This is a genomic window from Curtobacterium sp. AB451 (assembly GCF_050585845.1).
In the GTDB taxonomy this organism is placed as follows: domain Bacteria; phylum Actinomycetota; class Actinomycetes; order Actinomycetales; family Microbacteriaceae; genus Curtobacterium.
The window spans coordinates 528,583-551,581 of the sequence record NZ_JBOBQG010000003.1; the positions used below are offsets into that span (position 1 = coordinate 528,583).

The window sequence follows — 22,999 nt, forward strand, 5'->3', positions numbered from 1 at the left end:
AGGATACCCGCGCGCCCTCGTACCCTTGGGGGCATGCACGAGACGGCCATCGACGAGATCCCGGGGTTCCGGCTGGACGCCGACGTGCCGCGCTTCTCGGTGCGGTCAGCGACGGCGACGGCCGTGTCGGTCGTGGTCGACGGACGCGGGACGTTCCCGCTGACCCGGTCCGACGACGTCTGGGCCGGTGCCGTCCCCGGGGTCCGACCCGGTGACACGTACCACCTGCTCGTGGACGGTCCGAGCGGTGCCCGCGGCGGGTTCGACGCGACGCGTCCGCTGCTCGACCCGTACGCTCGCGGCGTCCTGCCGGGCGCCGCGTCCCGGTGGACGAGCGTGGTCGTCGACGACGCGTTCGACTGGGGCGGCGTGGTCAAGCCGACGACGCCGCTCGACCGTGCGGTCGTGTACGAGGCGAACGTCCGGACCCTGACGGCGTCGAACCCGCACGTGCCCGAGGACCTGCGCGGCACGTACGCCGGCATCGCCCACGAGAGCACCATCGCGCACCTGCACCGGATCGGCGTGACCACGCTCGAACTCCTGCCCGTGCACGCCTTCGACACCGAGCGGTGGCTGCGAGAGGCCCGGCGCGAGAACGCCTGGGGGTACAACACGCTGGGCTTCTTCGCCCCGCACGCCGCCCACGCCTCCCCCGCGGCCCGGGCCGAGGGGGCCACTGCGGTCCTCCGCGAGTTCAAGGGCATGGTGCGGCTCCTGCACGCGGCGGGGATCCAGGTCGTGCTCGACGTCGTCTACAACCACACCGCCGAGGAAGGCCTCGGCGGCCCGACCACCTCGCTCCGGGGCATCGACGGCGCGAACCGCTACCGGTGGGCGTCCGTCCCGCCGGGCGAACCCGACGCCTACTACGACACCACCGGGTGCGGGAACACCCTCGACACCTCGGTCGAGGCCACGGCGGACCTCGTCGTCGACAGCCTCGTGTACTGGGCGCGCGAGGTGCAGGTCGACGGGTTCCGCTTCGACCTGATGGCAGCCCTGGCGCGGAACGGCGACCACGTCTTCGACCCGGCGCACCCGCTGCTCGAGCGGATCCGGGACCACCCCGACCTGCAGGACACCCTGGTGATCGCCGAGCCGTGGGACGTCGGACCGGACGGGTGGCGGACCGGGTCGTTCGGGGCGCGCACGAGCGAGTGGAACGACGGCTTCCGGAACACCGTGCGGCAGTTCTGGCTCACCGACATCGCCGACGAACGCCGCCACGGCGCCCCCGCGACCGGCATCGGCGCGCTCGCCGGGGCCCTGACCGGCTCGCGCCACCTCTTCGACACGGCGCGCGGGCCGCTCGCCGGCGTCAACTTCGTCACCGCCCACGACGGCTTCACCCTGCTCGACCTGGTGTCGTACGACAGCAAGCACAACCACGCCAACGGCGAGGAGAACCGCGACGGCTCGAACGACAACCGGTCGTTCAACCACGGGATCGAGGGCGACACCGCCGACCGTGGCGTCCGTGCCGCCCGCGGCCGCTCGATGCGGAACCTCGTCGGCACGCTCATGCTCTCCGCCGGTGTGCCGATGCTCACCGCCGGCGACGAGCGGAGCCGCACCCAGCACGGCAACAACAACGCCTACGTGGTGTCCGAGGACCTCACTCCGGTCGACTGGTCGGACGACGAGGACGCCGAGGCGATGACCGACGCCGTCGCCGCGCTCGCCCGGCTCCGGTCCGCCCACCCCGCGCTGCGGCCCACCCGGTTCGGCGTCGAGGGCCAGGAGACCCCCGGCGCGTCCCGGATGTCCTGGTACGGGCCGGACGGACAGCCGATGACCGTCGAGGGCTGGGACGAGCCGATCCACCGCGCCCTGCAGTACTTCGTCGAGTCGACGCCGGAGCACGAGCCGTACGACCGGGTCCTCGTGGTCGTCCACGGCAGCGGGCGCACCCGCGACATCACGCTGCCGACGCGCGAGGACGTGGTCGGCTACCGGCTCGCGTGGTCGAGCGAGAAGCACCGCGACCACGAGCGGCTCCGGCCCGCCGGACAGGTGTTCACGGCCTACGGCCCCGGCATCCACGTGTTCGAGATCGCCTGACGGCAGGCCGTCCAGGAGGCGCGGGTCGGCTCCGGCACGACCCTCGCGCCGTGCCCCTCCACAGCGTCACGGCGCGCCCGGGTCTTCCACAGACGGCACGTTCCGGGGAACGCGGAGCCGCTCGCCGGGTAGCGTCGGCTCCGTGGCCACTGCAGACCGACCCCGCCGACCGAAGATCGGGCGCATCCCGATCACCGAACTCGCCCCCACCACGCCCAACGGGTTCCCCGGCAAGGCGTTCGACGGCGAGGTGATCACGTTCGGGGCGACCGTCTTCCGCGAGGGACACGGCGTCATCGGCGCCGACCTCGTCCTCGAACGTCCGGACGGCGGCACCAGGACCGTGCCGATGGTCCTCGTCGCACCGGGGACCGACCGCTACGAGGCGACCGTCCAGGTCGACCACACCGGCGTGTGGACGTGGCACGTCGAGTCCTACGCCGACGACTGGTCGTCCTGGGTGCACGGCGCCCGGCTGAAGATCGCCGCGGGCGTCGACACCGAGGCCACGCTGCTCGACGGTGCGGCCCTGCTCGACCGGCTCGCCGACGAGACCGACTCCCCCGCGGCCACCCGCGCGGCGGCCCGCGTCCGCGACACCGACCTCGACCCGGCCGAGCGCCTCGCCGCCGTCGACGACCCGCGCATCACCGGCGAGCTCGAGGAGGCACCGCTCACCTCGCTCCGCACCCACTCGCCGACGCAGCTGCTCGACGTCGAACGCACCCGTGCCGGCGTCGGCGCCTGGTACGAGTTCTTCCCCCGCAGCGAAGGGGCGAAGAAGAACCCCGACGGCTCCTGGAAGAGCGGCGACTTCCGCACCGCGGCACGCCGGCTCCCCGGCGTCGCCCGGATGGGGTTCGACGTGGTCTACCTCCCGCCGATCCACCCCATCGGGACGACCGCGCGCAAGGGCCCGAACAACACGCTCACCCCCGGCCCGCACGACCCCGGCAGCCCCTGGGCGATCGGCGGACCCGAGGGCGGCCACGACACCATCCACCCGGACCTCGGCACCGAGGACGACTTCCGCGACTTCGTCGAGACGGCGAAGAACACCGGGATGGAGGTCGCCCTCGACTTCGCCCTGCAGTGCTCGCCCGACCACCCGTGGGTCACCGAGCACCCCGAGTGGTTCACGGTCCGGGCGGACGGATCGATCGCCACGGCCGAGAACCCGCCGAAGCGCTACCAGGACATCTACCCGATCCAGTTCGACAGCGACCCGGACGGCATCGTGGCCGAGGTCCTGCGGGTCCTGCGCCACTGGATCGCCTTCGGCATCCGCATCTTCCGCGTCGACAACCCGCACACGAAGCCGCTCTGGTTCTGGGAACGCGTCATCCGCGAGATCCGCGACGAGCACCCCGACACGGTGTTCCTGGCCGAGGCGTTCACGCGCCCGGCGATGATGCGGGCGCTCGCCGAGGTCGGGTTCCAGCAGTCGTACTCGTACTTCACGTGGCGGAACTCGAAGGACGAGATCGCCGACTACTTCACCGAGCTCTCGCACGAGACGAGCGCGTACCTGCGCCCGAACCTGTTCGTGAACACGCCGGACATCCTCACCGAGTACCTGCAGTTCGGCGGGCGCGCCGGCTACAAGATCCGTGCGGCCCTCGCGGCGACGGGTGCGCCCACGTGGGGCATGTACTCGGGCTACGAACTCTTCGAGGACGTCGCCCGCCCGGGCTCGGAAGAGAACATCGACAACGAGAAGTACGAGTACAAGCCCCGCGACTTCGCCCTCGCCGAGGCCGAGGGCGCGAGCCTCGCGCCGTACGTGACGATGCTCAACCGCTTCCGGCAGGCACACCCGGCGCTCCGGCAGCTCCGGAACCTGCACGTCCACGACGCCGAGGACCCGGCGATCGTCGTGTACTCGAAGCACCTGCCCGGGCGGTTCATCCGCTCCGGGCGCGACGACACCGTGATCGTCGTCGCGAACGTCGATCCCCACTCGGCCCGTGAGACCACGGTCCACCTCGACCTCGCCGCCCTCGGCCTCGACCCGGAGCAGGCGTTCGACGTCCGCGACGTCGTGACCGGGCAGCGCTGGGTCTGGGGGTCGTCGAACTACGTCCGCCTGGACGCGTTCCAGGAACCCGTGCACCTGCTCGTCGTGGAGGGACCCCACCGATGACCGACACCCACCCCGAGGACGACGCCCCGACGGCGGCGCCGAACGACCGCGGGCAGGGGCCGAGCGTGCCGCCGGTCCCGCCGCCCCCGCCCCCAGTGCTCCCGCGCCGCATGCCGGCCGACACGCCCCGCCCGACGCACCCGGCGCAGCACGTCGCGCCCGAGGCCCCCGACGCGGCTGCCGGGCGCACCCCGACCCCGTCGGACCCGTCCGCTGCCGACGGCCCCCGCTACGAGCCGCGCGGCTCCGCTCCCGGCGAGGACCTGCCCGGCGCACCCCCGGCCCCGCGTGAGGCGCCGGACCGCGGGGTCCCGGAGTCGGCGACGCTCGCCGGACACGCATCGGACGCCGCCCACCCGCGGCACGTCACGGTCGAGGCCGTGGAACGGCTCGCGGCGGGCGGACCGGCCGAGCCGTCCGCGCCGTCCGACGATGCACCCGCGGCGGGCGCGCCGTCCGACGATGCACCCGCGGCGCCCGCGCCGCCCGCGCCGTCCGCGCCGTCCGCTCAGTCCGCGCCGTCGGACGACGCATCCGTGCCGGGCGTCGACGCCGCCGTGACCGCCGGCCCCGGTGACGGTGCCGACGCGCCCACCAGCGAGGGCGGCAGCCCGCTCGCCGCGACGCCGACGACGACGGCGACGACCACCACGCCCGCGACGCCCGCGGCCGCGTCGACCGGTCCGCGCCCCGCTCCGGTCGAGGAGTGGCTGCGGCAGCAGGTCGCCGAGGCCCGCTGGTCTCAGCCGCACGACGTGCTCGGCCCGCACCCCGTCGACGGCGGCACGAGTGTCCGGGTCGTCCGGCACCTCGCCACGGCCGTCCGGATCGTCCGACCGGACGGTGACGACGTCGAACTCACGCACGAGGGCGACGGCATGTGGGCCGGCGCGACCGTCGGCGAGCTCGGCCGGTACCGCGTCGAGGCCGACTACGACCCGGACCCGTCCGGCGACGGCGACGACATCACCTGGACGACGGACGACGCCTACCGCTTCCCGCCGACGATCGGTGAGCTCGACCTGCACCTCTTCGGCGAGGGCCGCGACGAGCAGCTCTGGCACCACCTCGGCGCGCACGTCACCACGGTCGACGGTGTCGACGGCGTCTCGTTCACGCTGTGGGCACCCCGGGCGACCGCTGCCCGGGTGATCGGCGACTTCGAGGGCTGGGAAGGCCGCACCACCGCGATGCGCCGCCTCACCGACCTCGGGGTCTGGGAGCTGTTCTGGCCGGGCGCCCTCGTCGGACAGCGCTACAAGTTCCAGCTCCTCACCGACTCGGGCTGGGTGGAGCGGGCGGACCCGTTCGCCCGCCGGACCGAGGTGCCGCCGCTGACCGCCTCGGTGATCGACGAGGCGCACCACGAGTGGTCCGAGGGCGACGCCCGGTGGATGGAGCACCGGGCACGGACGACCACGCACGACCGTCCGATGAGCGTCTACGAGGTCCACCTTGGCTCGTGGCGTCCCGGCCTGTCCTACCGCGAGGTCGCCGACCAGCTCATCGGCCACGTCCAGTACACCGGCTTCACGCACGTGCAGTTCCTGCCGCTCGCCGAGCACCCGTTCGGCGGTTCGTGGGGCTACCAGGTCACGGGCTACTACGCCCCGACGGCCCGGTTCGGCTCCCCCGACGACCTGCGGTACCTCGTCGACCGGCTGCACTCCGCCGGCATCGGCGTGATCATGGACTGGGTCCCCGGGCACTTCCCGAAGGACGAGTGGGCGCTGGCGAAGTTCGACGGCCACGCGCTGTTCGAGCACCCGGACCCCCGACGTGGCGAGCAGCTCGACTGGGGCACGTACGTGTTCGACTTCGGGCAGCCGCAGGTCCGCAACTTCCTCGTCGCGAACGCGCTGTACTGGCTCGAGGAGTTCCACATCGACGGGCTCCGCGTGGACGCCGTCGCCTCGATGCTGTACCTCGACTACTCCCGGACGGAGTGGCTGCCGAACATCCACGGCGGTCGCGAGAACCTCGAGGCGATCTCGTTCCTGCAGGAGACGAACGCCACCGCCTACAAGCGCTACCCGGGCATCGTGATGATCGCCGAGGAGAGCACCTCGTGGCCGGGCGTCACGCAGCCGACCGACGCCGGCGGGCTCGGGTTCGGCCAGAAGTGGAACATGGGCTGGATGCACGACACGCTGCAGTACATCGAGCGCGAGCCCGTGTACCGCAGCTACCACCACGACGAGATCACGTTCTCGTTCGTGTACGCGTTCAGCGAGCAGTTCACCCTGCCGATCAGCCACGACGAGGTCGTGCACGGCAAGGGGTCCCTGTACGGCAAGATGCCCGGCGACGAGTGGCAGAAGCTCGCGAACGTCCGGGCGTACCTCGCGTTCATGTGGGCGCACCCCGGCAAGCAGCTGCTCTTCATGGGCCAGGAGTTCGCCCAGCCGTCCGAGTGGTCCGAGGCCCGCGGCCTCGACTGGTGGCTCCTCGACGACCCGGGTCACCGCGGTGTGCAGGACCTCGTGTCCGCGCTCAACCGGGTCTACCGCGAGACGCCGGCACTCTGGACGCACGACGCCACGGCGGACGGCTTCGAGTGGATCGAGGGCGGCGACGCACCCCACTCCACCCTCGGGTTCCTCCGCAAGGACGGCGACGACCGGCTCGCGGTCTTCGTGAACTTCTCCGGCGTGCCGGTGGAGCGTCGCTTCGGGTTGCCCGCCGCCGGGACGTGGCACGAGGTCCTCAACACCGACGCGGCCGAGTACGGCGGCTCCGGTGTGGGCAACCTCGGTGTGGTCACGGCCGAGGACACCCCGTGGGCGGGACGCCCCGCGTCCGCGCACCTCGTGGTGCCGCCGCTCGGGGCGGTCTGGCTGAAGCTCGCGCGGTAGTCGCACGCAGACGACGGACGGGAGGCGCGGTGCCGGCTGGCACCGCGCCTCCCGTCCGTCGTGTGGTGGCGTCCCGCCCGTGCGCCCTCGGCGACGGGCGAGCGGTCAGTACAGGGCGCTCGCCAGGCGTCGTCGGGCCGCGACGACACGCGGATCCTCGGCGCCGATCAGCTCGAAGTACTCGACGAGCCGGACGCGCAGGGCTTCGCGGTCGTCGCCGAACACCGTCGGGACGAGGTCGAGCAGCCGCCCGAACGCGTCCTCGACGTGCCCACCGGAGACGTCGAGGTCCGCGACCGCGAGCTGCGCCGGGACGTCGGACGGCCCGGCGGCGGCAGCGGCACGGATGTCGTCGGCTGTTCGCCCGTCGAGCCGGTCGAGCAGCGAGACCTGCGCGAGGCCCGCGACCGCCATCTGGTCGTGCGGGTCCTGCGCGATCGCGGTCTTGTACTCCTGGATCGCGGTGGCGAAGTCACCCTGCTCGATCGCGTCGTACGCCGCCTGGTGGTGCGGCGGGAGCGGCTCCGGCTCGGGCTCGCCCTGCTCCACGGTCTCGGTCGCCGGGGAACCGTCGACGTGCACGCGCCCGGAGACGCCGTTCTGCTCGGCGGCGGCGAGGACCTGCTCGTAGACGTCGCGGACCTGCGCCTCGGGGAGCGCGCCGACGAAGAGCCCGAGCGGGCGTCCACCGATGAGCGCGGCCACGGTCGGGATCGACTGCGCCTGGAACGCCTGCACGAGCTGCGGGTTCGTGTCGGCGTCCACCTTGGCGAGCAGCACACGGCCGTCGTACTCGGCGGTGAGCTGCTCGAGGATCGGCGAGAGCTGCTTGCACGGCCCGCACCACTCGGCCCAGATGTCGACGATCACCGGGACGATCGTGGACAGCTGCAGGACGTCCTGGAACGTCTGGTCGGTGACGTCGAGGACGAGCGACGGGACCGTCAGGTCCGCGCCGGTCTCCCTGCCGGCAGCGCCGTCGACGGCGGCACCGGGCCCGGTGCCCGCCGCACCGGCGGGAGCACCACCGGGCTGCGGGGGCCGCTGGGCGCGGTCCACCAGGGACGACAGGTCGACGGCTCCGCGGAGACCGGACGGGGTCGGGGGGACGTTGGTCATTGCACCTCACTCGCTGCTGTCAGGCCCTGCGTGAACCCGAGCAGGACCACCTTGTCATCGGTGCCCACCGGGGGCACGTAGAAGAGCAGCTGCACGCCGTAGGTGGCGCTGATGCCCTTCGTGCTGGAGTCGACGCCGGAGAGCGCCTTGACCGCGCCCTCGGTGTTGACCTCGGCTCCGGCGGCGGTCGGCGTGACCTTCTCGACCTCGTTCAGGTCGGCGGACACGAGCGCGCCGGCGCCGTCGGTCGCGATCGCCACCGCGCTGTCGTCGGGCACCTCGGACGAGTACTCGATCTTCGCGGTGTCCGGCAGCGACTCGGACTTCTTGTCCTTGTAGGCCTTGCCGATGGTCGACCGGAGGCCGTCGCCGTCGGACTGGAAGAGCGACGCGTACGAGCTGTCCGAGTCCTTCGACAGGATGTCGCCGTACGCGGTCGCGATCTCGTCCGGGGCGATCGAGAGCAGCTTCGTGTTCGACGCGAGCAGGGCGGCACCGATCGACGTGGGCGCGAGGCTCGGGATCTTCGCCGCGGCCTCGAGCGAGACGTCGTACGCGACCTTGTAGTCGTCGCGGGCGGAGTCCTGCACGAGCGTCAGTGCCTGGGGGGCCGACTTGGCGTCGCAGTCCTCGGCGACCACGGCGAACACCGTGCGCGGCCACGAGTCGGTCTGCTGCGGCAGCGCCACGCACACCTGGCCGGCCGAGATCGCCGGCGGTGCGTCGACGTCCGCGTCCTTGCGGCGGATCGTGTAGTTCGCCTCGCGCAGGTCGAGGGCGGCGCCGGTGAAGCGCTCGGCCGCGATCTCGGCGTCACGGGCGTCGTCGGCCTTCTTCGCGACCTCGGCCACGCGCTGGACGATGCGCGTGATCTGCTGCTTCGTCGCGGCGGTCGGCTCGTTCTGCACGGCCGTGCCCGTCGCGGTCGCGGTCGGGGTCGGGGTGGCCTCCGACCCGCCCTGCGGCCAGTAGTCGGAGGAGCAGCCGGCGAGGCCGAGGGCGCCGACGAGCACCACCGGCACCGCCACCAGGGCCCGACGGCCGCGGCGACCGCGCACCGGCACCTGCGCGCCGGCTGCGGCGGCACGGCGGGAGGCCCGGACGCGCGGCGGACGGGATCCCCCGCTGCGTCGGCGCGGCCCGCGACCACGGCGCTGGTGCACGAAGGCCCAGACGAGCAGGACGATGCCGCCCACGAGGAAGACACCACCGGCCACAAGCAGCGGACCGACGCTCGGGGTCGCGGTGTCACGGGGCCAGGTCACCGAGACGTCGCTCGGCGCCGCGTTCTCGCCGTCGCCGACGATGATCACGCTGACGTCCTCGGGCAGGCGGACCGTGAACTGCCCGGCGCCGTCATACTCCTGGTACCAGAGGTCGCTGCCGGCCGGGTCCGGCACGGAGTCCTCGGACCCGGTCGTGCGGCCGACGAGCTTCGCCTGCTCGGCGTCGAAGCGCATGGTGGTGTGCTTCGCGTCACCGATCCAGGCGTCCACGTCGCTCGTCTTGCCGTAGGCGGCGAAGACCGTGCCCGAGCCGGAGACGTTGATGCGCTGGTACCCGGGGTTGGCGTTGAGCGTCGAGCCGGGGATCACGGTGACCGGGGCGGAGCTCTTCGAGGACGATGCCGCGACGAGGGACGACGGTGGCTCGAACACGGTCCGCTGGCCGACCGCGAGGGCGACGAGCAGCAGACCGATGACGAAACTGACGATCGCCAGGACGAATCGCACGGATCTTCTCCCTACCGCGCCGGGGGTGGGGTGACGGCGCGCGAATCAGCGCTCCAGGATAGCGAGGGAGTCTGGACGGCGCATCCCCCGGCGCTGTCGGCGGTCGCAGCCCGCCGTCCCCGCTCGCCACTACAATCGTGGCCGGGCCTTCCCTGTGCCCTCCGCCGAGCACCCAGGAGCGAACACGTGGCGAACGACGAGGCAGAGTTCGGGACCGAGCTGCGCGGGTACCGCCGCGAAGACGTGGACCGTTCGCTGAACGATCTGCGTCGCGAGCTCATCAAGTCGAACAACGACCGCGCGGACGCCGCGAAGGAGATCCGTCTCCTGCAGGCGCGCGTCTCCGAGCTGCAGGGCGAGCTCGACGAGGCCGGCACCCCCACCTACAGCGGACTCGGCACCCGCCTCGAGTCGACCCTCCGCGTCGCCGAGGAACAGTCCACCCGGCTCATCAGCCAGGCCGACATCGACGCGCAACGACTGCGCGCCTCGAGCCGTGCCGAGGCCGACCGCACCCTGCGTGAGGCGCAGGACGAGGCCCGCGACACGCTCGAGGACGCCCGCACCCGCGCGACCAACGAGCTCACGCGTGCCCGGGCCGAGTCCGCCGACACCGTCGAGCGCGCCCGCGCCGAGGCCGGCCTCCTCACGCAGGACGCCCGCAACGAGGCCGCCGCCATCCGGGGCGCCGCCGTGACCGAGGCAGCCGAGGTCCGGTCCGTCGCCATCCGCGAGACCAACGCCCTGCGTGCCCGGGTCGAGCACGAGGTCGCCGAGCTCCGCGAGGTCACCCAGCGCGAGTCCGCCGAGGCACGACGGGCCGCCGCCGACCTCGACCGCGAGACCGAGCACCGCCGCAGTGTCTTCGAGGCCGACCACGCCCGACGCACCGAGGACCTCGACCGCGACGAGTCCACCCGCCGTGACGCCCTCGAGCGCGAGGTCACCGAGGGCCGCGCGGCGTGGCACCGCGAGCGGGACGAGCAGCTCGCGGCGCACACGATCGAGCTCGAGACCGGCCGCGCCGACCTCGCCGCGGAGGTGGACCGCCGTCGCGCCGACCTGGACACCGAGCTCGGCGACCGCCGTCGCGTCCACGACGAGGAACTCGCCGCGGCCCGGGCCGAGTGGGACCGCGAACTCGCGTCCGCCCGCACCGCCCTCGAACAGGAGATCGAGGCCGCACGCGCCCAGCTCCGCGTCGACGAGGAGCAGACCCGCACCGAGAACGCCCGCCTCGTGCAGGAGACCGCTGACCGCATCGCCCGCGAACTCGACGAGCACGCGGCCCGCATCGAGCGTGAGCGCGCCGAGGCCGAGGCGACCGCGGAACGCGCCGCCCGCGAGCACGAGAACGAACTCGCCGCCCGCCGCGAACGCGAGCACGCCGAGGTCGACACCGAGATCGCCGACCGCCGCACCGCCGAGCTCGACGCGCTCGAGGCCGAGCGCACGGCACTCCGGCAGGAGATCGACACCGCCCGAGCCGACCTCGTCCGGGAGCGCGACGAGGTCCGTGCCGAGATCGCCCGCGAACGCGACGAGGCTCGCACGACCCTCGAGTCCGAGCTCACCGCCCGTCGCGACGACGCCGAGCAGGACTACCTGCAGAAGCACCACGACACCGTCACCGAGACGCAGAAGTACCTCGACGAGGCCAACCTGCAGCTCGCCGAGGCGACGCGTCGGGCGACCGAGGCCCGTGAGCGTGCCGAACGCCTCCAGCAGGAGGCCGACGACCTCGAGCGCTCCAGCACGTCGGACGCGCAGGAGCACGCGCGGACGATCGTCGCCGACGCACAGGACCGCGTGCACCAGATGATCGCGGACGCCGAGGAGCGCACGGCCGGCATCATCGCCGAGTCCGAGGACCGTCTCGCGGCGATCCGGACCGAGCGCGACGCGGTGGCCGGCTACCTCGAGAACCTGCGCGGCGTGCTCACGCACGCGACCGGCCTGCTCGGCACGGCGCCGTCGACCGACGGCGCGACGCCGGCCGAGATCGTCGTCGAGCCCGACGACGAGACGATGCGCGACGACGAGACCGTCACCGACGACGAGGACGCGACCGCGCGCTGAACGCGACCCGTCCAGGAGGCGCGGGTCGCGCCTCCTGGACCGGCTCCTGTCGTCGACGCGAGGGGCCCAGGGCCGTGCAGCGCGGCGCTCGGTCGGTGAGCGGCGCGGTGCGGCGCTCAGTCGGTGGGCGTCGCGGGGCGTCGCTCAGTCGGTGACGTGCGTCGGCAGCGGTGCGCTGCCCGGCACGACGAGGTCCGCGATCGCGTCGAGCACGATCCGGACGTACTTCTCCCCCACCCAGAGGTGCTTGGCACCGTCGATCGGCACGACGCGGACGTTCGGCGCGACGGCGAACCGGCGCTCCGCCTCGACCGGCCGGAGGAAGTCGTCGTGCTCCGGCACGAGCGCGACGACGGGGACGGTGACGTCCGCCCAGCGGGCCAGTTCCTCGTCGGTCGTCCGGTGCAGGGGCGGCGAGAGCAGGACGACCCCGGCGACCCGGCCGGCCTCGACGTGCTCCAGCGCGTGCTTGAGGATCACCTCGGTGCCGAAGGACCACCCCACGAGCCACGGCGTCGGCAGCCCCCGGTCGACGACGTCGGTGACGGCCGCGCGCAGGTCGAAGCCCTCGGAGACACCGTCGCCGAACACACCCTCGGACGTCCCGCGCGGCGAGGTCACCGACCGGAAGTTGAAGCGGAGCACCGCGATGTCCGCGAGTGCCGGCAGCCGCGCAGCCGCCTTCTTCAGCACGTGCGAGTCCATGAACCCGTGCGCGGTGGGCAGCGGGTGCAGGGTCACGATCGTGCCGCGCGCAGTGTGCTCCAGCGGCTCCGCCAGCTCGCCGACGAGCGTGAGGTGGTCGTCGGTGACGAGTTCGACGTCCGTGCGACGTGCCGGCAGCTCGGTGTTCGAACGGATCTCGGTGCTCATGCGATGCTCCAGCAGTGGTTGTGCCAGTGACGGCGCGACGCGAGGTCGGCCTCGTCGCCGAGGACCCCGTCGGCACGCCAGACGACGACGTGCGCCACACCGGGCAGCACCGCGCCGCCACACCCCGGGCAGACGTACTCCTTCTGCGCCGACGCGGCCGAGACCGGCTGCACGAGGTACTCGCGACCCCGACGCACCTCGGTGCGCTTCCACGAGCTCATCATCCGGTCGAGACCGGTGGGCTCGTCGTCGTGCTCAGGCCCGCGCCCCCGTGGGCGTCGCGGCCGGTTGCTCCGCGGCACCTGCGTTCAGCCGATCAGTACCAGTTGTTCGCGACGCTGTGGCCCCACGCACCGCACGGCGTGCCGTAGACGCCGGAGATGTAGTTGAGACCCCAGGTGATCTGCGTCGCCGGGTTGGTCTGCCAGTCGGCGCCGGCCGAGGCCATCTTGCTGCCCGGGAGCGCCTGCGGGATGCCGTAGGCACCGCTCGGGTTGTAGGCGTTGACGCGCCAGCCCGATTCCTTGTTCCACAGCGACACGAGGCAGTTGTACTGGTCGGTCCCCCAGCCACGAGCGGCCACCATCTGCTGCGCGATGGCCTGGGCGCTGCCCGGGTCCGGCGTCGCAGCGGTCGCCGCGAGGGTGTTCTCGGCGCTCACCGAGGCGGTGGAGTCGGTGGCGGTGTCGGACTCGGCGGTGTCCGTCTCGGTCTTCGGCTTCTCGACGACCTTGGGCTTCGGCAGGGTGACGCCGTACCCGTCGCGGGAGACGTCGAACGCGGCGTAGGTGCCGTGGGCGGTGAACTCCTGCGGCGCTGCCGGTGCCTTGACGAGCACCGGTGCGGACACGGCCGCCTGCGCCACGTCGGGCTGGAGCGGGTTGAACAGCGAGCCGACGACGATGCCGGAAACGGCGAAGAAGGACAGCACCGGCACGGTCGCGCGCTTGCGCATGAAGGTGTTCACGCTCTGCGGCGACGACGGCTTCGTCGAGGCGGCCACGGCGCGGGCACGGCGCTGCGTGACGATGCGCGGGTCGGCCGGCGTGGCGGGCACGGCACGCACGGCCGAGGCCTGGGCGTCGGTGGTGTCCGACACGCGGTTCGCTGCGACCGACTTGGGGGCGACGACCGGAGTGGTCGGCACCGATGCCGTGACCACCGTCGGGTTCGCCGGGAGGACCGAGTTCTCCGCCGTGCGGGTTCGGTTCAGTGCCGCGCGGCGCTCACCGGCGGCCGTGAGGCCGAGGTGCTCGCGGGTATCGCGGTCGGAGCTGATGTCTGCCGTGTGCCTGCCCATGAGTTCGACCAGGATAACGGAACGATCACGGAAAGCGAAGCACCCGCGGTCAGCGCGTCGTCAGCGGACAGCGAGCATGACCTCGACGACGGCGTCGAGCAGGGCGTCGACCTGGGCTTCGCGGTAGCCACCGTGCTTCGGGCGGAAGACGATCGAACGCACCTCGGTCAGGCTGAGCGGCTTGCCGTCGCGGAAGTAGCCCTCGAGCCGCGTCGCGAACGCGTCGACGTCCTTCGGGTGGTACCCGGTGCCGAGGAAGCTCACCCGACCGAACCGCTGGCCGTCCGGACGCTCCAACCGGGCGACGACGTCGGAGGCCTTCGACCGCGCCTCGGCGTACCAGGCCTTCTGCCCGATCTCCGCGATCTCCCGCTCGCGCTCGCGGGCTGCGAAGGCGTCCTCGAGGCGCTCGAGCGCCGCGTCGACGTGCGCGGTCGAGTAGCCGCCCTTGCGCATCGAGAAGGCCGTCGCGCGGATCTTCGCTGCCTCGATCGCCGGAGCGGTGTCGTTGGCCGTGTAGGCCCGACGGGCGTCCTCGAGGAAACGCTCGACCTCGTCGACGTCGTATCCGAGGGCGGAGCGGTCTGCGTTCGGGAAGGTGGTGGCCACGGCGACATTCTGCCAGGACCGGACCATGGTGTGTCCTGGACGCGCTGGGCGCCGGACCCGAGACCGTTCAGTGGTTGACGACGAGGTACAGCACGTAGGCGACGGCGGCCGACGGCAGGATGCTGTCGATCCGGTCGAGGAGCCCGCCGTGACCCGGCAGGAACGACGAGATGTCCTTGATGCCGAGGTCGCGCTTGATCATCGACTCGGTGAGGTCGCCGAGCGTGGCGGACCCGGAGATGAGCACGCCGAGGATGACGCCCGACCACCACGGCAGACCGAGCATGAGCCACGAGACGATGATGCCGACGACGATGCTCGCCGCGACGGACCCGGCGAAGCCCTCCCACGTCTTCTTCGGGCTGATCCGGGGCGCCATCGGGTGCTTGCCGAGGTTGAGCCCGGTGGCGTAGGCGCCGGTGTCCACCGCGACCACGACGAGGATGAACGCGATCACCCAGAACTGGCCGTCGGGCTGGGCGGCCAGCAGGACGACGCACGCGCCGAGCAGGGTGATGTACGCCTGCACGAACAACCCGTCCGTGAGGTCGCGCGTGACGTTGCCGGCCGAGGGCTTGTCCCGCGTGACGACGACCTCGACGAGGCGCCACAGGATGATGAGCACGATGCCCCCGAGCAGCGTGAACAGCGCCGGGATCTGACCACCGAGGAACGCCGCTGGGACGACCGCCACGCTCACGAGCACGCTCGGGATGCGCGGGACGTCGCGTCCGGCGAAGCGCATGGCGCTGGCGAGCTCGTACACGCCGACGCCGAGCAGGAACGCCGCGACGACCATGAACGACGGCTTCCAGATGAGCAACGACCCGAGCATCACGACCGCGAAGGCGAGGGCGATTCCGATCGCGGCCGGGAGGTTCCGCCCGGTCCGCGCCGTCAGGGCCTCGTTGCGGACGCCGAAGTCGGCCTTCCGCTGCCGGAGCTGCGCCTCGAAGTCGGTGCGCGCAGCGCGTGCGCGCGCATCGAAGTCCTGACGCAGCCCCTTGGCGGAACGCTTCTCTGCTGTGGGGCGGTCACCGCCCTGGTCCGGACGACGCATCAGACCTCGAGGAGTTCGGCTTCCTTCTTCTTCAGCGAGTCGTCGATCTGGTCGACGTGCTTCTTGGTCAGGGCCTCGAGGTCCTTGTCGCCACGGGAGATCTCGTCGTCCGAGATCTCGCCCTTCAGCGCGTCGAGGTCGTCCTTGGCCTTGCGGCGGATGTTGCGGATGACGACCTTGTGGTCCTCGCCCTTGCCGCGCACGAGCTTCACGAACTCCTTGCGGCGGTCCTGGGTGAGCTCCGGGATGGTGACGCGGACGATGTCCCCGTCGTTGGTCGGGCTCGCACCGAGGTTCGGGAACGTCGCGATGGCGCGCTCGATCTCCTTGAGTGCGGACTTGTCGTACGGCGTCACGATGAGCGTGCGCGCCTCGGGCGTCTGCAGGGACGCCAGCTGCGCGAGCGGCGTCGGCGTGCCGTAGTAGTCGACCGGGATCTTCTGGAAGAGCGCCGCGTTGATGCGGCCGGTGCGGACGGTCGAGAAGTCGTCCTTGGCGACCTCGACCGCCTTCGCCATCTTCTCGGTGGCTTCGGTCAGGACATCACTGATCACGGTGTTACTCCTTCGGTACTGGCGTCGAGTCTAGTCAGCGGACAGGGTCAGTTGCTGACCACCGTGCCGATGCGCTCGCCCCGAATGGCCGCTGCGACGTTGCCGTCGCCCTCCATGCCGAAGACGTGCATCGGCATGCCGTTGTCCATGCAGAGCGAGAACGCGGTCGCGTCGACGACCTTGAGCCCCTTGAGGAGAGCGTCCTGGTAGGTGACGTGGTGGAGCTTCTCGGCCGTGGCGTCCTTCTTCGGGTCGGCCGTGTAGACGCCGTCGACGCCGTTCTTGGCGACGAGGACCTCCTGCGCGTCGATCTCGAGGGCACGCTGGGCCGCGACCGTGTCGGTCGAGAAGTACGGGAGCCCCGCGCCGGCACCGAAGATCACGATGCGTCCCTTCTCGAGGTGGCGCTCGGCCCGCCGCGGGATGTACGGCTCGGCCACCTGGGTCATGCTGATCGCCGACTGCACGCGCGTGGCGGCACCGGCCTGCTCGAGGAAGTCCTGCAGCGCCAGCGCGTTCATGACCGTCCCGAGCATGCCCATGTAGTCGGCGCGCCCGCGGTCCATGCCGCGCTGGGAGAGCTCCGCGCCGCGGAAGAAGTTGCCGCCGCCGACGACGATCGCGACCTCGACGTCCTGCGCGGCGACCGCGATCTCCTTCGCGATCGTGCTGATGACGTCCGGGTTCACGCCGAGCGAACCGGCACCGAACGCCTCCCCCGACAGCTTCAGCAGGACCCGGCGGCGGCCGGTCTTCTCGTTCGTCATGTGGTCGCACCCTTCGTCGAATGTCTCGTGGGAATCTACCCGGCCGCAGCCGGTCCGGCGGGGGCAGGTCGTGCCTCCCGACGGGGTCCGCGCGTGTCGGCGCGCGAAAACGGGGCCCGGAACCTGGTGGTTCCGAGCCCCGTCACGGGTTCGTTACGCGCCGACCTTGACGCGGGCGAAGCCCTGGATCGTGATGCCGGCGTTCTCGGCGGCCTTCGCGACGGAGATCTTGTTGTCCTTCGCGTAGTCCTGGTCGAGGAGCGACACCTGCTTGATGTAGGCGTTGACGCGACCCTCGACGATCTTCGGGAGGGCGGCCTCGGGCTTGCCCTCTTCGCGCGTGATCGCCTCGACGGTGGCGCGCTCCTTCTCGATGGCCTCGGCCGGGACGTCCGCACGCGTGAGGTACGAGGGGTTCGCGAACGCGACGTGCTGCGCGATGGAACGGGCCTCGGCCGCGTCGGAGCCCGAGTAGGCGATGACGACGGCGATCTGCGGGGGCAGGTCCTGGCTGGTCTTGTGCAGGTAGACCTCGAACGCGTCGCCCTCGACACGGGTGACCGTGCGGAGCGCGAGCTTCTCGCCCAGTGCGGCGGCAGCCTCGTCGATCGCCTCGGCGACCGTCTTGCCGTCGAGCGGCGCGGCGTTCCCGGCCTCGACGTCGGCGGCACCGGCGGCGGCGACCGCGGCGACGACCTTGTCGGCGAGCGTGGTGAACTTCTCGTTCTTCGCGACGAAGTCGGTCTCGCTCGCGAGCTCGACGACGGTCGCGGCGCCACCGTCGGTCGACGCGACGACGACACCCTCGGACGTCGCACGGTCGTCGCGCTTGGCGACGGCCTTCGCGCCCTTGATGCGGAGGAGCTCGACGGCCTTGTCGTAGTCGCCGTCGGCCTCGACGAGCGCGTTCTTCGCGTCCATCATGCCGGCCCCGAGGTCCTCGCGGAGCTTCTTCACGTCAGCAAGGCTGTAGTTGGCCATTGACTGGAGTCCTTTCTGGACTGTGCGGTAGTGGAGAGTGGAGCAGGGGCGCCGGACCGACCGGCCCGGCGCCCCCGATCGTCACTCGGCGGGGGTGGTCTCCGCAGCGGCCTCGGCCTCGGCCGTGGGCTCCGCGTTCTTCGCGTCGTCGGCGATCGGCTCGCCGATCTCCTTCGCGGCGACCTGCGCGTCGGCGTCGTTCTCTTCGACGGTGCTGCCCTCGACCGGGGTCTCGGTCGCGGCGGACGTCTCGGCCGCGGCCGGCGTCGCGGTCTCGCCACCGAGGAGCTCCTGCTCCCACTCGGCGAGGGGCTCTGCGGCAGCCTCGTCGTCGCCACCGTTGTGGCGGGTCTTCAGGCCCTCGGCCGCGGCGTCGGCGACGATGCGGGTGAGGAGGCCGACGGAGCGGATCGCGTCGTCGTTGCCCGGGATCGGGTAGGTGATCTCGTCCGGGTCGCAGTTGGTGTCGAGGATGCCGATGATCGGGATACCGAGCTTCTGCGCCTCGTCGACCGCGAGGTGCTCCTTCTTGGTGTCGACGATCCAGAGCGCGCTCGGGGTCCGCGTGAGGTTGCGGATACCACCGAGGGTCTTGTGGAGCTTGTCCAGCTCGCGCTTCTTGATGAGGAGCTCCTTCTTGGTGAAGCCCTTCGTGGTGTCGTCGAAGTCGATCTCCTCGAGCTCCTTCATGCGCGCGAGGCGCTTGGAGACCGTCTGGAAGTTCGTGAGCAGACCGCCGAGCCAACGCTGGTTGACGTACGGCTGGCCGACGCGGGTCGCCTGCTCGGCGATGGAGCCCTGGGCCTGCTTCTTGGTGCCGACGAAGAGGATCGTCCCACCGTGCGCGACCGTCTCCTTGACGAAGTCGTACGCACGGTCGATGAAGGCCAGCGACTGCTGCAGGTCGATGATGTGGATGCCGGAGCGCTCGGCGAGGATGAATCGCTTCACCTTCGGGTTCCACCGACGGGTCTGGTGTCCGAAGTGAACGCCGCTGTCGAGCAGCTGGCGGATGGTGACGACGGCCATGCCGTCCCTCCTTGTTCTCGGCACGCGGCTGTTGAGCCGCGTACACGGTTGCGGTTGTGTCGGTCACGACCGGTGGTCGTGGCCCCTGGTGCCCCACCCCGGACGGCCGCCCGCTCGCGAGAGCAGGACCGGTGGCCGTGGAGTGCGTGTGGACACGCGAAGTCAGCGCGCTCAGCGCGCTGCTGGATAGATGCTAACAGACGTCAGGCGCGGTGCGGGACGGACCCGCACCGCGCCTCCTGGACGGTGGTGACGCTGGTGCGTCAGGCCTTGGCGTCGACCGTGTCGCCCTCGGCGGTGATGCCCATCTCCTCGAGGGAGCGGCCCTTGGTCTCCGGGATCTTCGCGATGACGAAGAACAGGGAGAGCAGGGCGAACAGGGCGTAGATGCCGTACGTCACGGTCAGGTTGAAGCCGGACAGGACCGGGAACGTGATGGTGACGAGGAAGTTCGCGATCCAGTTCGCCGCGGACCCGACGCCGAGCGCCGTCGCACGGATGCGGTTCGGGAACATCTCACCGAGCAGCACCCACATGAGCGGACCCCAGGTGGCGCCGAAGGACACGACGAAGAGGTTCGCGAAGATCAGCGCGATGACGCCCCACGCACCGGGCAGGTTCGGCTCGCCGTTCACGATCGTCGCCTGCGAGAACGCGATCGCGACCATCAGCAGCGACACGAACATGCCCGTCGACCCCGCGATGAGGAGGGGCTTCCGACCGAGCTTGTCGACCGTGAAGATGGCGATGAAGGTGACGGCGACGTTCACGACCGAGGTGATGGTCGAGATGAGGAAGGACTGGTCCTCCTTGAAGCCGACCGCCTGCCAGAGCGTCGTCGAGTAGTAGAAGATCACGTTAATGCCGACGAACTGCTGCAGCACCGCGAGGATGATGCCGACCCAGACGATCGGCTGGAGCCCGAAGCGGTTGCCCCGGATGGAGCCCTTCTTCTCGTTGGCCTCCTTCTTGATGCCGTCCTGGATCTCCTCGAGGCTGGTGTTCACCGTGTCGCGCGGCACGATCTTGCCCATCACCGCACGCGCGTCGTCGGTCCGACCGTTGGCGAGGAGGAAGCGCGGCGACTCCGGGAGCGTGATCGCGAGGATGCCGTAGACGACCGACGGGACGACGCCGACGAGGAACATCCAGCGCCACGCGGCCAGGCCGAGCACCTGCTCGGACGCGCCGCCGGCGGTCACCGCGAAGATCTGGTCGGACAGGAGCGCGGCGAAGATGCCGAGCGTGATGGCGAGCTGCTGGAACGAGGCCAGGCGACCACGGATGGCCTTCGGCGAGACCTCGGAGATGTACGCCGGGGCGATGACCGACGCGGTGCCGATGCCGAGGCCGCCGACGAGGCGCCAGATCACGAGGTCCCACGTGGCGAAGGCGAACGCGCTGCCGATCGAGCTCACGAAAAACAGGACGGCGGCCCAGAACATCACCCGGGTGCGGCCCCAGCGGTCCGCGAGGCGGCCGGCGAAGTACGCGCCGAACGCGCAACCGATGAGGGCGGAGGCGACCGCGAAGCCGCTGGCGGCCTCGGACAGGCCGAACTCGCCCTTGATGGCCTCGACCGCCCCGTTGATGACGGACGAGTCGAATCCGAAGAGGAAGCCGCCGACCGCTGCCGCGATGGCGAACAGCGTGACCTTCCCCTTGAACGCACGGTCTTCGCCGTGCTGCGTGGTCGCGTTCGACACGATGCTCCAGGTTCCCTGCCGCCGTGCGGGATGCTGCACGGTGCCCCGGCGGTCGGCTGGTTCGCCGTCCGAGCGGCGTTGCGTGTTCCGGAGCGGCCCCGACTGTACTCCGGGATCGGGCGCGGGGGCCAACCGGCGCGGGCGGGGCGCGGCGCCGGGCGCGCGGGCGGGGCGCGTCGGCCGCGGGGGCGGGGCCGACTCGGAACGACATGGTCGACGTCGTACGACAGCGGTGATGTCGTCACCGCGCGCGTGCAACCGTTGCGCCCGCCGGGTTGCGACAGGGTCGACGTCGTTCGACAGCGACGACGTCGCTCGTTGCACGCGCGTCGGTCGCGCTGCACCTCCACAGGCCAGGAGGCGCGGCTCGTCCTCCACAGATCGGCCCACCGCCGGCACGCGACGCGTCCACCGCCGGGAGGCTGTCCCCATGCCGTTCCGTCACGCAGGCCCCGCGATGGCTGCCCTCGCGTTGCTGGTCGCCTCGGTTCCCGCGGGTGGCCCGTGGGTGACCGGGTCGCCCCGAGCCGACGCCACCTCGCCCGTCACCGGCCGCGGCGCCGATGCGACCGGGGCGTCTCGTGGCGATGCCGACCACCTGACGTCGGACGCACCGTGGGTGTGGCCGACGGGGAACCGCGTCGTCGACCGTCCGTGGGAGGCCCCGACCGACGACTACGCCGCGGGGCACCGCGGCATCGACGTCGGAGCGGCGCTCGGGACGGTCGTCGTCGCGGTGGACGACGGCACGGTGACGTTCGCCGGGCAGGTCGCCGGCCGCGGGGTCGTGACGATCGACCACGGCGGCGGACTCCGCAGCACGGTGGACTCGGTCGCGCCGACGGTCAGGACGGGCGACGTCGTGGGACGGGGCGACCCGCTCGGGAGGGTGTCGGTCGGGCACTGTCCGGCAGCGGACCCCTGCCTGCACCTCGGCGCACGGCTCGACGACCGGTACGTGGACCCGACGCCGTACCTGCCCGAGGCGGCGTGGCCGGTGCTGCTGCCCGAGTCCGACTGGACGGGGTGACGACCGGCGGCGCGGACCCGACGGTGCCCGCGAACGTCGACGGTCAGGCGCGGGGGTGGGCCGTCCGGTAGACCTCGCGCAGCCGTGCGGAGGAGACGTGCGTGTAGATCTGGGTCGTCCCGAGGCTCGCGTGCCCGAGCAGTTCCTGCACGGCACGGAGGTCCGCTCCCCCGTCGAGCAGGTGCGTTGCCGCGGTGTGCCGGAAGGTGTGCGGCCCGCTGGGTCCCTCGCCCGGGAGGTCCTGCAGCAGCCGGGCCACGATCCGGTAGGCACCACGGACCCCGAGTCGGCCACCGCGGTCGCCGAGGAACAGCGCCTCGGTGGGCGAGGAGGTGCCGTGCGCCCCGGTGCGCGACCCGGTCGCCTTCCCCGCGGTCGCCGCGCCGTGGCCGTGGCCGGCCGCGGCGTCGACCAGGGAGGCGTCCTGCGCCAGGGCCTTCGCCGCCAGCACCGGTCGACCGCGGTCGAGCCAGGCCTCGAGCGCGTCACGCGCCGGGACACCGAACGGGACGACGCGCTCCTTCCCCCCCTTGCCGAGGACCCGGACCGTCAGCCGGCCGCGGTCGACGTCGCGCACGTCGATGCCGACGAGTTCGCTGACGCGGATGCCCGCGGCGTAGAGGAGCTCCACCACCGCGAGGTCGCGGAGGGCTGCCGGGTCGTCGGTCGCGGCACGGTCCGCCAGCCCGTCGAGCATCGAGCGGACCTGGTCGGACGACACCACCCGCGGGAGGTGCGATGCCCCCTTCGGTGCCCGCAGCCGCACGCCCGGGTCGTTCGTGATCGCCCCGGACTCGCTCGCCCACCGGGTGAACGCCCGGACCGACGAGGACCGGCGCGCGATGGTGGACCGGGCCAGCCCACGGTGATCGGCGTCCCACAGCCAGTCGCGGAGGAGCTCGAGCTCCACGTCGGCCAGCCGCTCCACCCCGTGCGACGCCGCGAACGCGACGAGCTGCTCGAGGTCGTTGGCGTAGGCGCGGAGTGTCTGCTCGCTGAGCCCTCGGGCATGGCGGGCATGGCCGAGGAACGCGTGCACCGCCGCCTCGAGTCGCTCCTGACTGCCATCGGTCACGCAGCCAGCGTAGGTCCGACGA

18 protein-coding genes are annotated in these 22,999 nt (G+C 71.9%); 5 read left to right on the forward strand and 13 right to left on the reverse strand.

The genetic code is table 11. The features are described from left to right. Positions 1-33: 33 nt before the first annotated feature. The 3 genes from ACQXVK_RS09445 (at position 34) to glgB (ending at position 7,062) form a co-directional block, all read left to right on the forward strand. Complete coding sequence (locus tag ACQXVK_RS09445) at positions 34-2,064, forward strand: glycogen debranching protein (protein WP_402263613.1); 2,031 nt, start codon at positions 34-36, stop codon at positions 2,062-2,064. A gap of 142 nt (positions 2,065-2,206) precedes the next feature. Beyond that, the gene (locus ACQXVK_RS09450) at positions 2,207-4,207 is read left to right on the forward strand and encodes an alpha-1,4-glucan--maltose-1-phosphate maltosyltransferase (RefSeq protein ID WP_416393727.1); all 2,001 of its coding nucleotides are present in this window, start codon (positions 2,207-2,209) and stop codon (positions 4,205-4,207) included. Further along, complete coding sequence (glgB, locus tag ACQXVK_RS09455; protein WP_430853388.1) at positions 4,204-7,062, forward strand: 1,4-alpha-glucan branching protein GlgB; 2,859 nt, start codon at positions 4,204-4,206, stop codon at positions 7,060-7,062. The genes ACQXVK_RS09450 and glgB overlap by 4 nt, the downstream gene beginning before the upstream one ends. A 105-nt stretch (positions 7,063-7,167) precedes the next feature. Here the strand turns inward: glgB and ACQXVK_RS09460 are convergent, their stop codons facing one another. Both ACQXVK_RS09460 and ACQXVK_RS09465 read right to left on the reverse strand, forming a co-directional pair. Beyond that, positions 7,168-8,181 (reverse strand): tetratricopeptide repeat protein, encoded by a 1,014-nt coding sequence (locus tag ACQXVK_RS09460; RefSeq protein ID WP_430853389.1) that lies wholly within the window; start codon positions 8,179-8,181, stop codon positions 7,168-7,170. Further along, on the reverse strand, positions 8,178-9,914 hold the full coding sequence (locus ACQXVK_RS09465; RefSeq protein WP_430853390.1) for a hypothetical protein: 1,737 nt from the start codon (positions 9,912-9,914) through the stop codon (positions 8,178-8,180). The genes ACQXVK_RS09460 and ACQXVK_RS09465 overlap by 4 nt, the downstream gene beginning before the upstream one ends. A gap of 186 nt (positions 9,915-10,100) precedes the next feature. On the opposite strand from ACQXVK_RS09465, the gene ACQXVK_RS09470 reads away from it, so the two are divergent. Continuing rightward, the gene (locus ACQXVK_RS09470; RefSeq protein ID WP_430853391.1) at positions 10,101-11,993 is read left to right on the forward strand and encodes a hypothetical protein; all 1,893 of its coding nucleotides are present in this window, start codon (positions 10,101-10,103) and stop codon (positions 11,991-11,993) included. Positions 11,994-12,137: 144 nt separating this feature from the next. Here the strand turns inward: ACQXVK_RS09470 and ACQXVK_RS09475 are convergent, their stop codons facing one another. The 10 genes from ACQXVK_RS09475 to ACQXVK_RS09520 all read right to left on the reverse strand — a co-directional run bounded on the left by ACQXVK_RS09475 (position 12,138) and on the right by ACQXVK_RS09520 (position 20,872). After that, the gene (locus tag ACQXVK_RS09475) at positions 12,138-12,866 is read right to left on the reverse strand and encodes an alpha/beta hydrolase (RefSeq protein WP_430853392.1); all 729 of its coding nucleotides are present in this window, start codon (positions 12,864-12,866) and stop codon (positions 12,138-12,140) included. Next, the gene (locus ACQXVK_RS09480; protein ID WP_402263630.1) at positions 12,863-13,168 is read right to left on the reverse strand and encodes a hypothetical protein; all 306 of its coding nucleotides are present in this window, start codon (positions 13,166-13,168) and stop codon (positions 12,863-12,865) included. Before ACQXVK_RS09480 ends, ACQXVK_RS09475 begins: the two co-directional genes overlap by 4 nt. A gap of 14 nt (positions 13,169-13,182) precedes the next feature. Next, positions 13,183-14,166, reverse strand: coding sequence for a transglycosylase SLT domain-containing protein (locus ACQXVK_RS09485; RefSeq protein WP_416393720.1), 984 nt, complete (start codon positions 14,164-14,166; stop codon positions 13,183-13,185). Positions 14,167-14,226: 60 nt separating this feature from the next. Next, positions 14,227-14,775, reverse strand: coding sequence for a DivIVA domain-containing protein (locus ACQXVK_RS09490; RefSeq protein ID WP_042723970.1), 549 nt, complete (start codon positions 14,773-14,775; stop codon positions 14,227-14,229). A gap of 67 nt (positions 14,776-14,842) precedes the next feature. Beyond that, positions 14,843-15,835: a phosphatidate cytidylyltransferase gene (locus ACQXVK_RS09495; protein ID WP_416393718.1), complete on the reverse strand. Its 993-nt coding sequence runs from the start codon at positions 15,833-15,835 to the stop codon at positions 14,843-14,845. Continuing rightward, a complete protein-coding gene (gene frr / locus ACQXVK_RS09500) occupies positions 15,835-16,389 on the reverse strand; it encodes a ribosome recycling factor (protein ID WP_022907889.1) in 555 nt (184 codons plus the stop codon). The genes ACQXVK_RS09495 and frr overlap by 1 nt, the downstream gene beginning before the upstream one ends. A 47-nt stretch (positions 16,390-16,436) precedes the next feature. After that, positions 16,437-17,156 carry a UMP kinase gene (gene pyrH / locus ACQXVK_RS09505; RefSeq protein ID WP_022907890.1) on the reverse strand — a complete coding sequence of 240 codons (720 nt, stop codon included), beginning with the start codon at positions 17,154-17,156 and terminating at the stop codon, positions 16,437-16,439. A gap of 153 nt (positions 17,157-17,309) precedes the next feature. Next, a complete protein-coding gene (gene tsf / locus ACQXVK_RS09510) occupies positions 17,310-18,137 on the reverse strand; it encodes a translation elongation factor Ts (protein ID WP_402263641.1) in 828 nt (275 codons plus the stop codon). 81 nt (positions 18,138-18,218) lie between these two features. Further along, the gene (gene rpsB, locus ACQXVK_RS09515) at positions 18,219-19,166 is read right to left on the reverse strand and encodes a 30S ribosomal protein S2 (RefSeq protein ID WP_430853393.1); all 948 of its coding nucleotides are present in this window, start codon (positions 19,164-19,166) and stop codon (positions 18,219-18,221) included. Between the two features lie 263 nt (positions 19,167-19,429). After that, positions 19,430-20,872: a sugar porter family MFS transporter gene (locus tag ACQXVK_RS09520; RefSeq protein ID WP_430853394.1), complete on the reverse strand. Its 1,443-nt coding sequence runs from the start codon at positions 20,870-20,872 to the stop codon at positions 19,430-19,432. A 430-nt stretch (positions 20,873-21,302) separates the two neighbouring features. On the opposite strand from ACQXVK_RS09520, the gene ACQXVK_RS09525 reads away from it, so the two are divergent. Then, entirely contained in the window at positions 21,303-21,902 is a 600-nt protein-coding gene (locus tag ACQXVK_RS09525) for a M23 family metallopeptidase (RefSeq protein WP_430853395.1), read from the forward strand. Positions 21,903-21,945: 43 nt separating this feature from the next. Here the strand turns inward: ACQXVK_RS09525 and ACQXVK_RS09530 are convergent, their stop codons facing one another. Next, on the reverse strand, positions 21,946-22,977 hold the full coding sequence (locus ACQXVK_RS09530) for a tyrosine recombinase XerC (protein WP_430853396.1): 1,032 nt from the start codon (positions 22,975-22,977) through the stop codon (positions 21,946-21,948). Positions 22,978-22,999 lie beyond the last annotated feature (22 nt).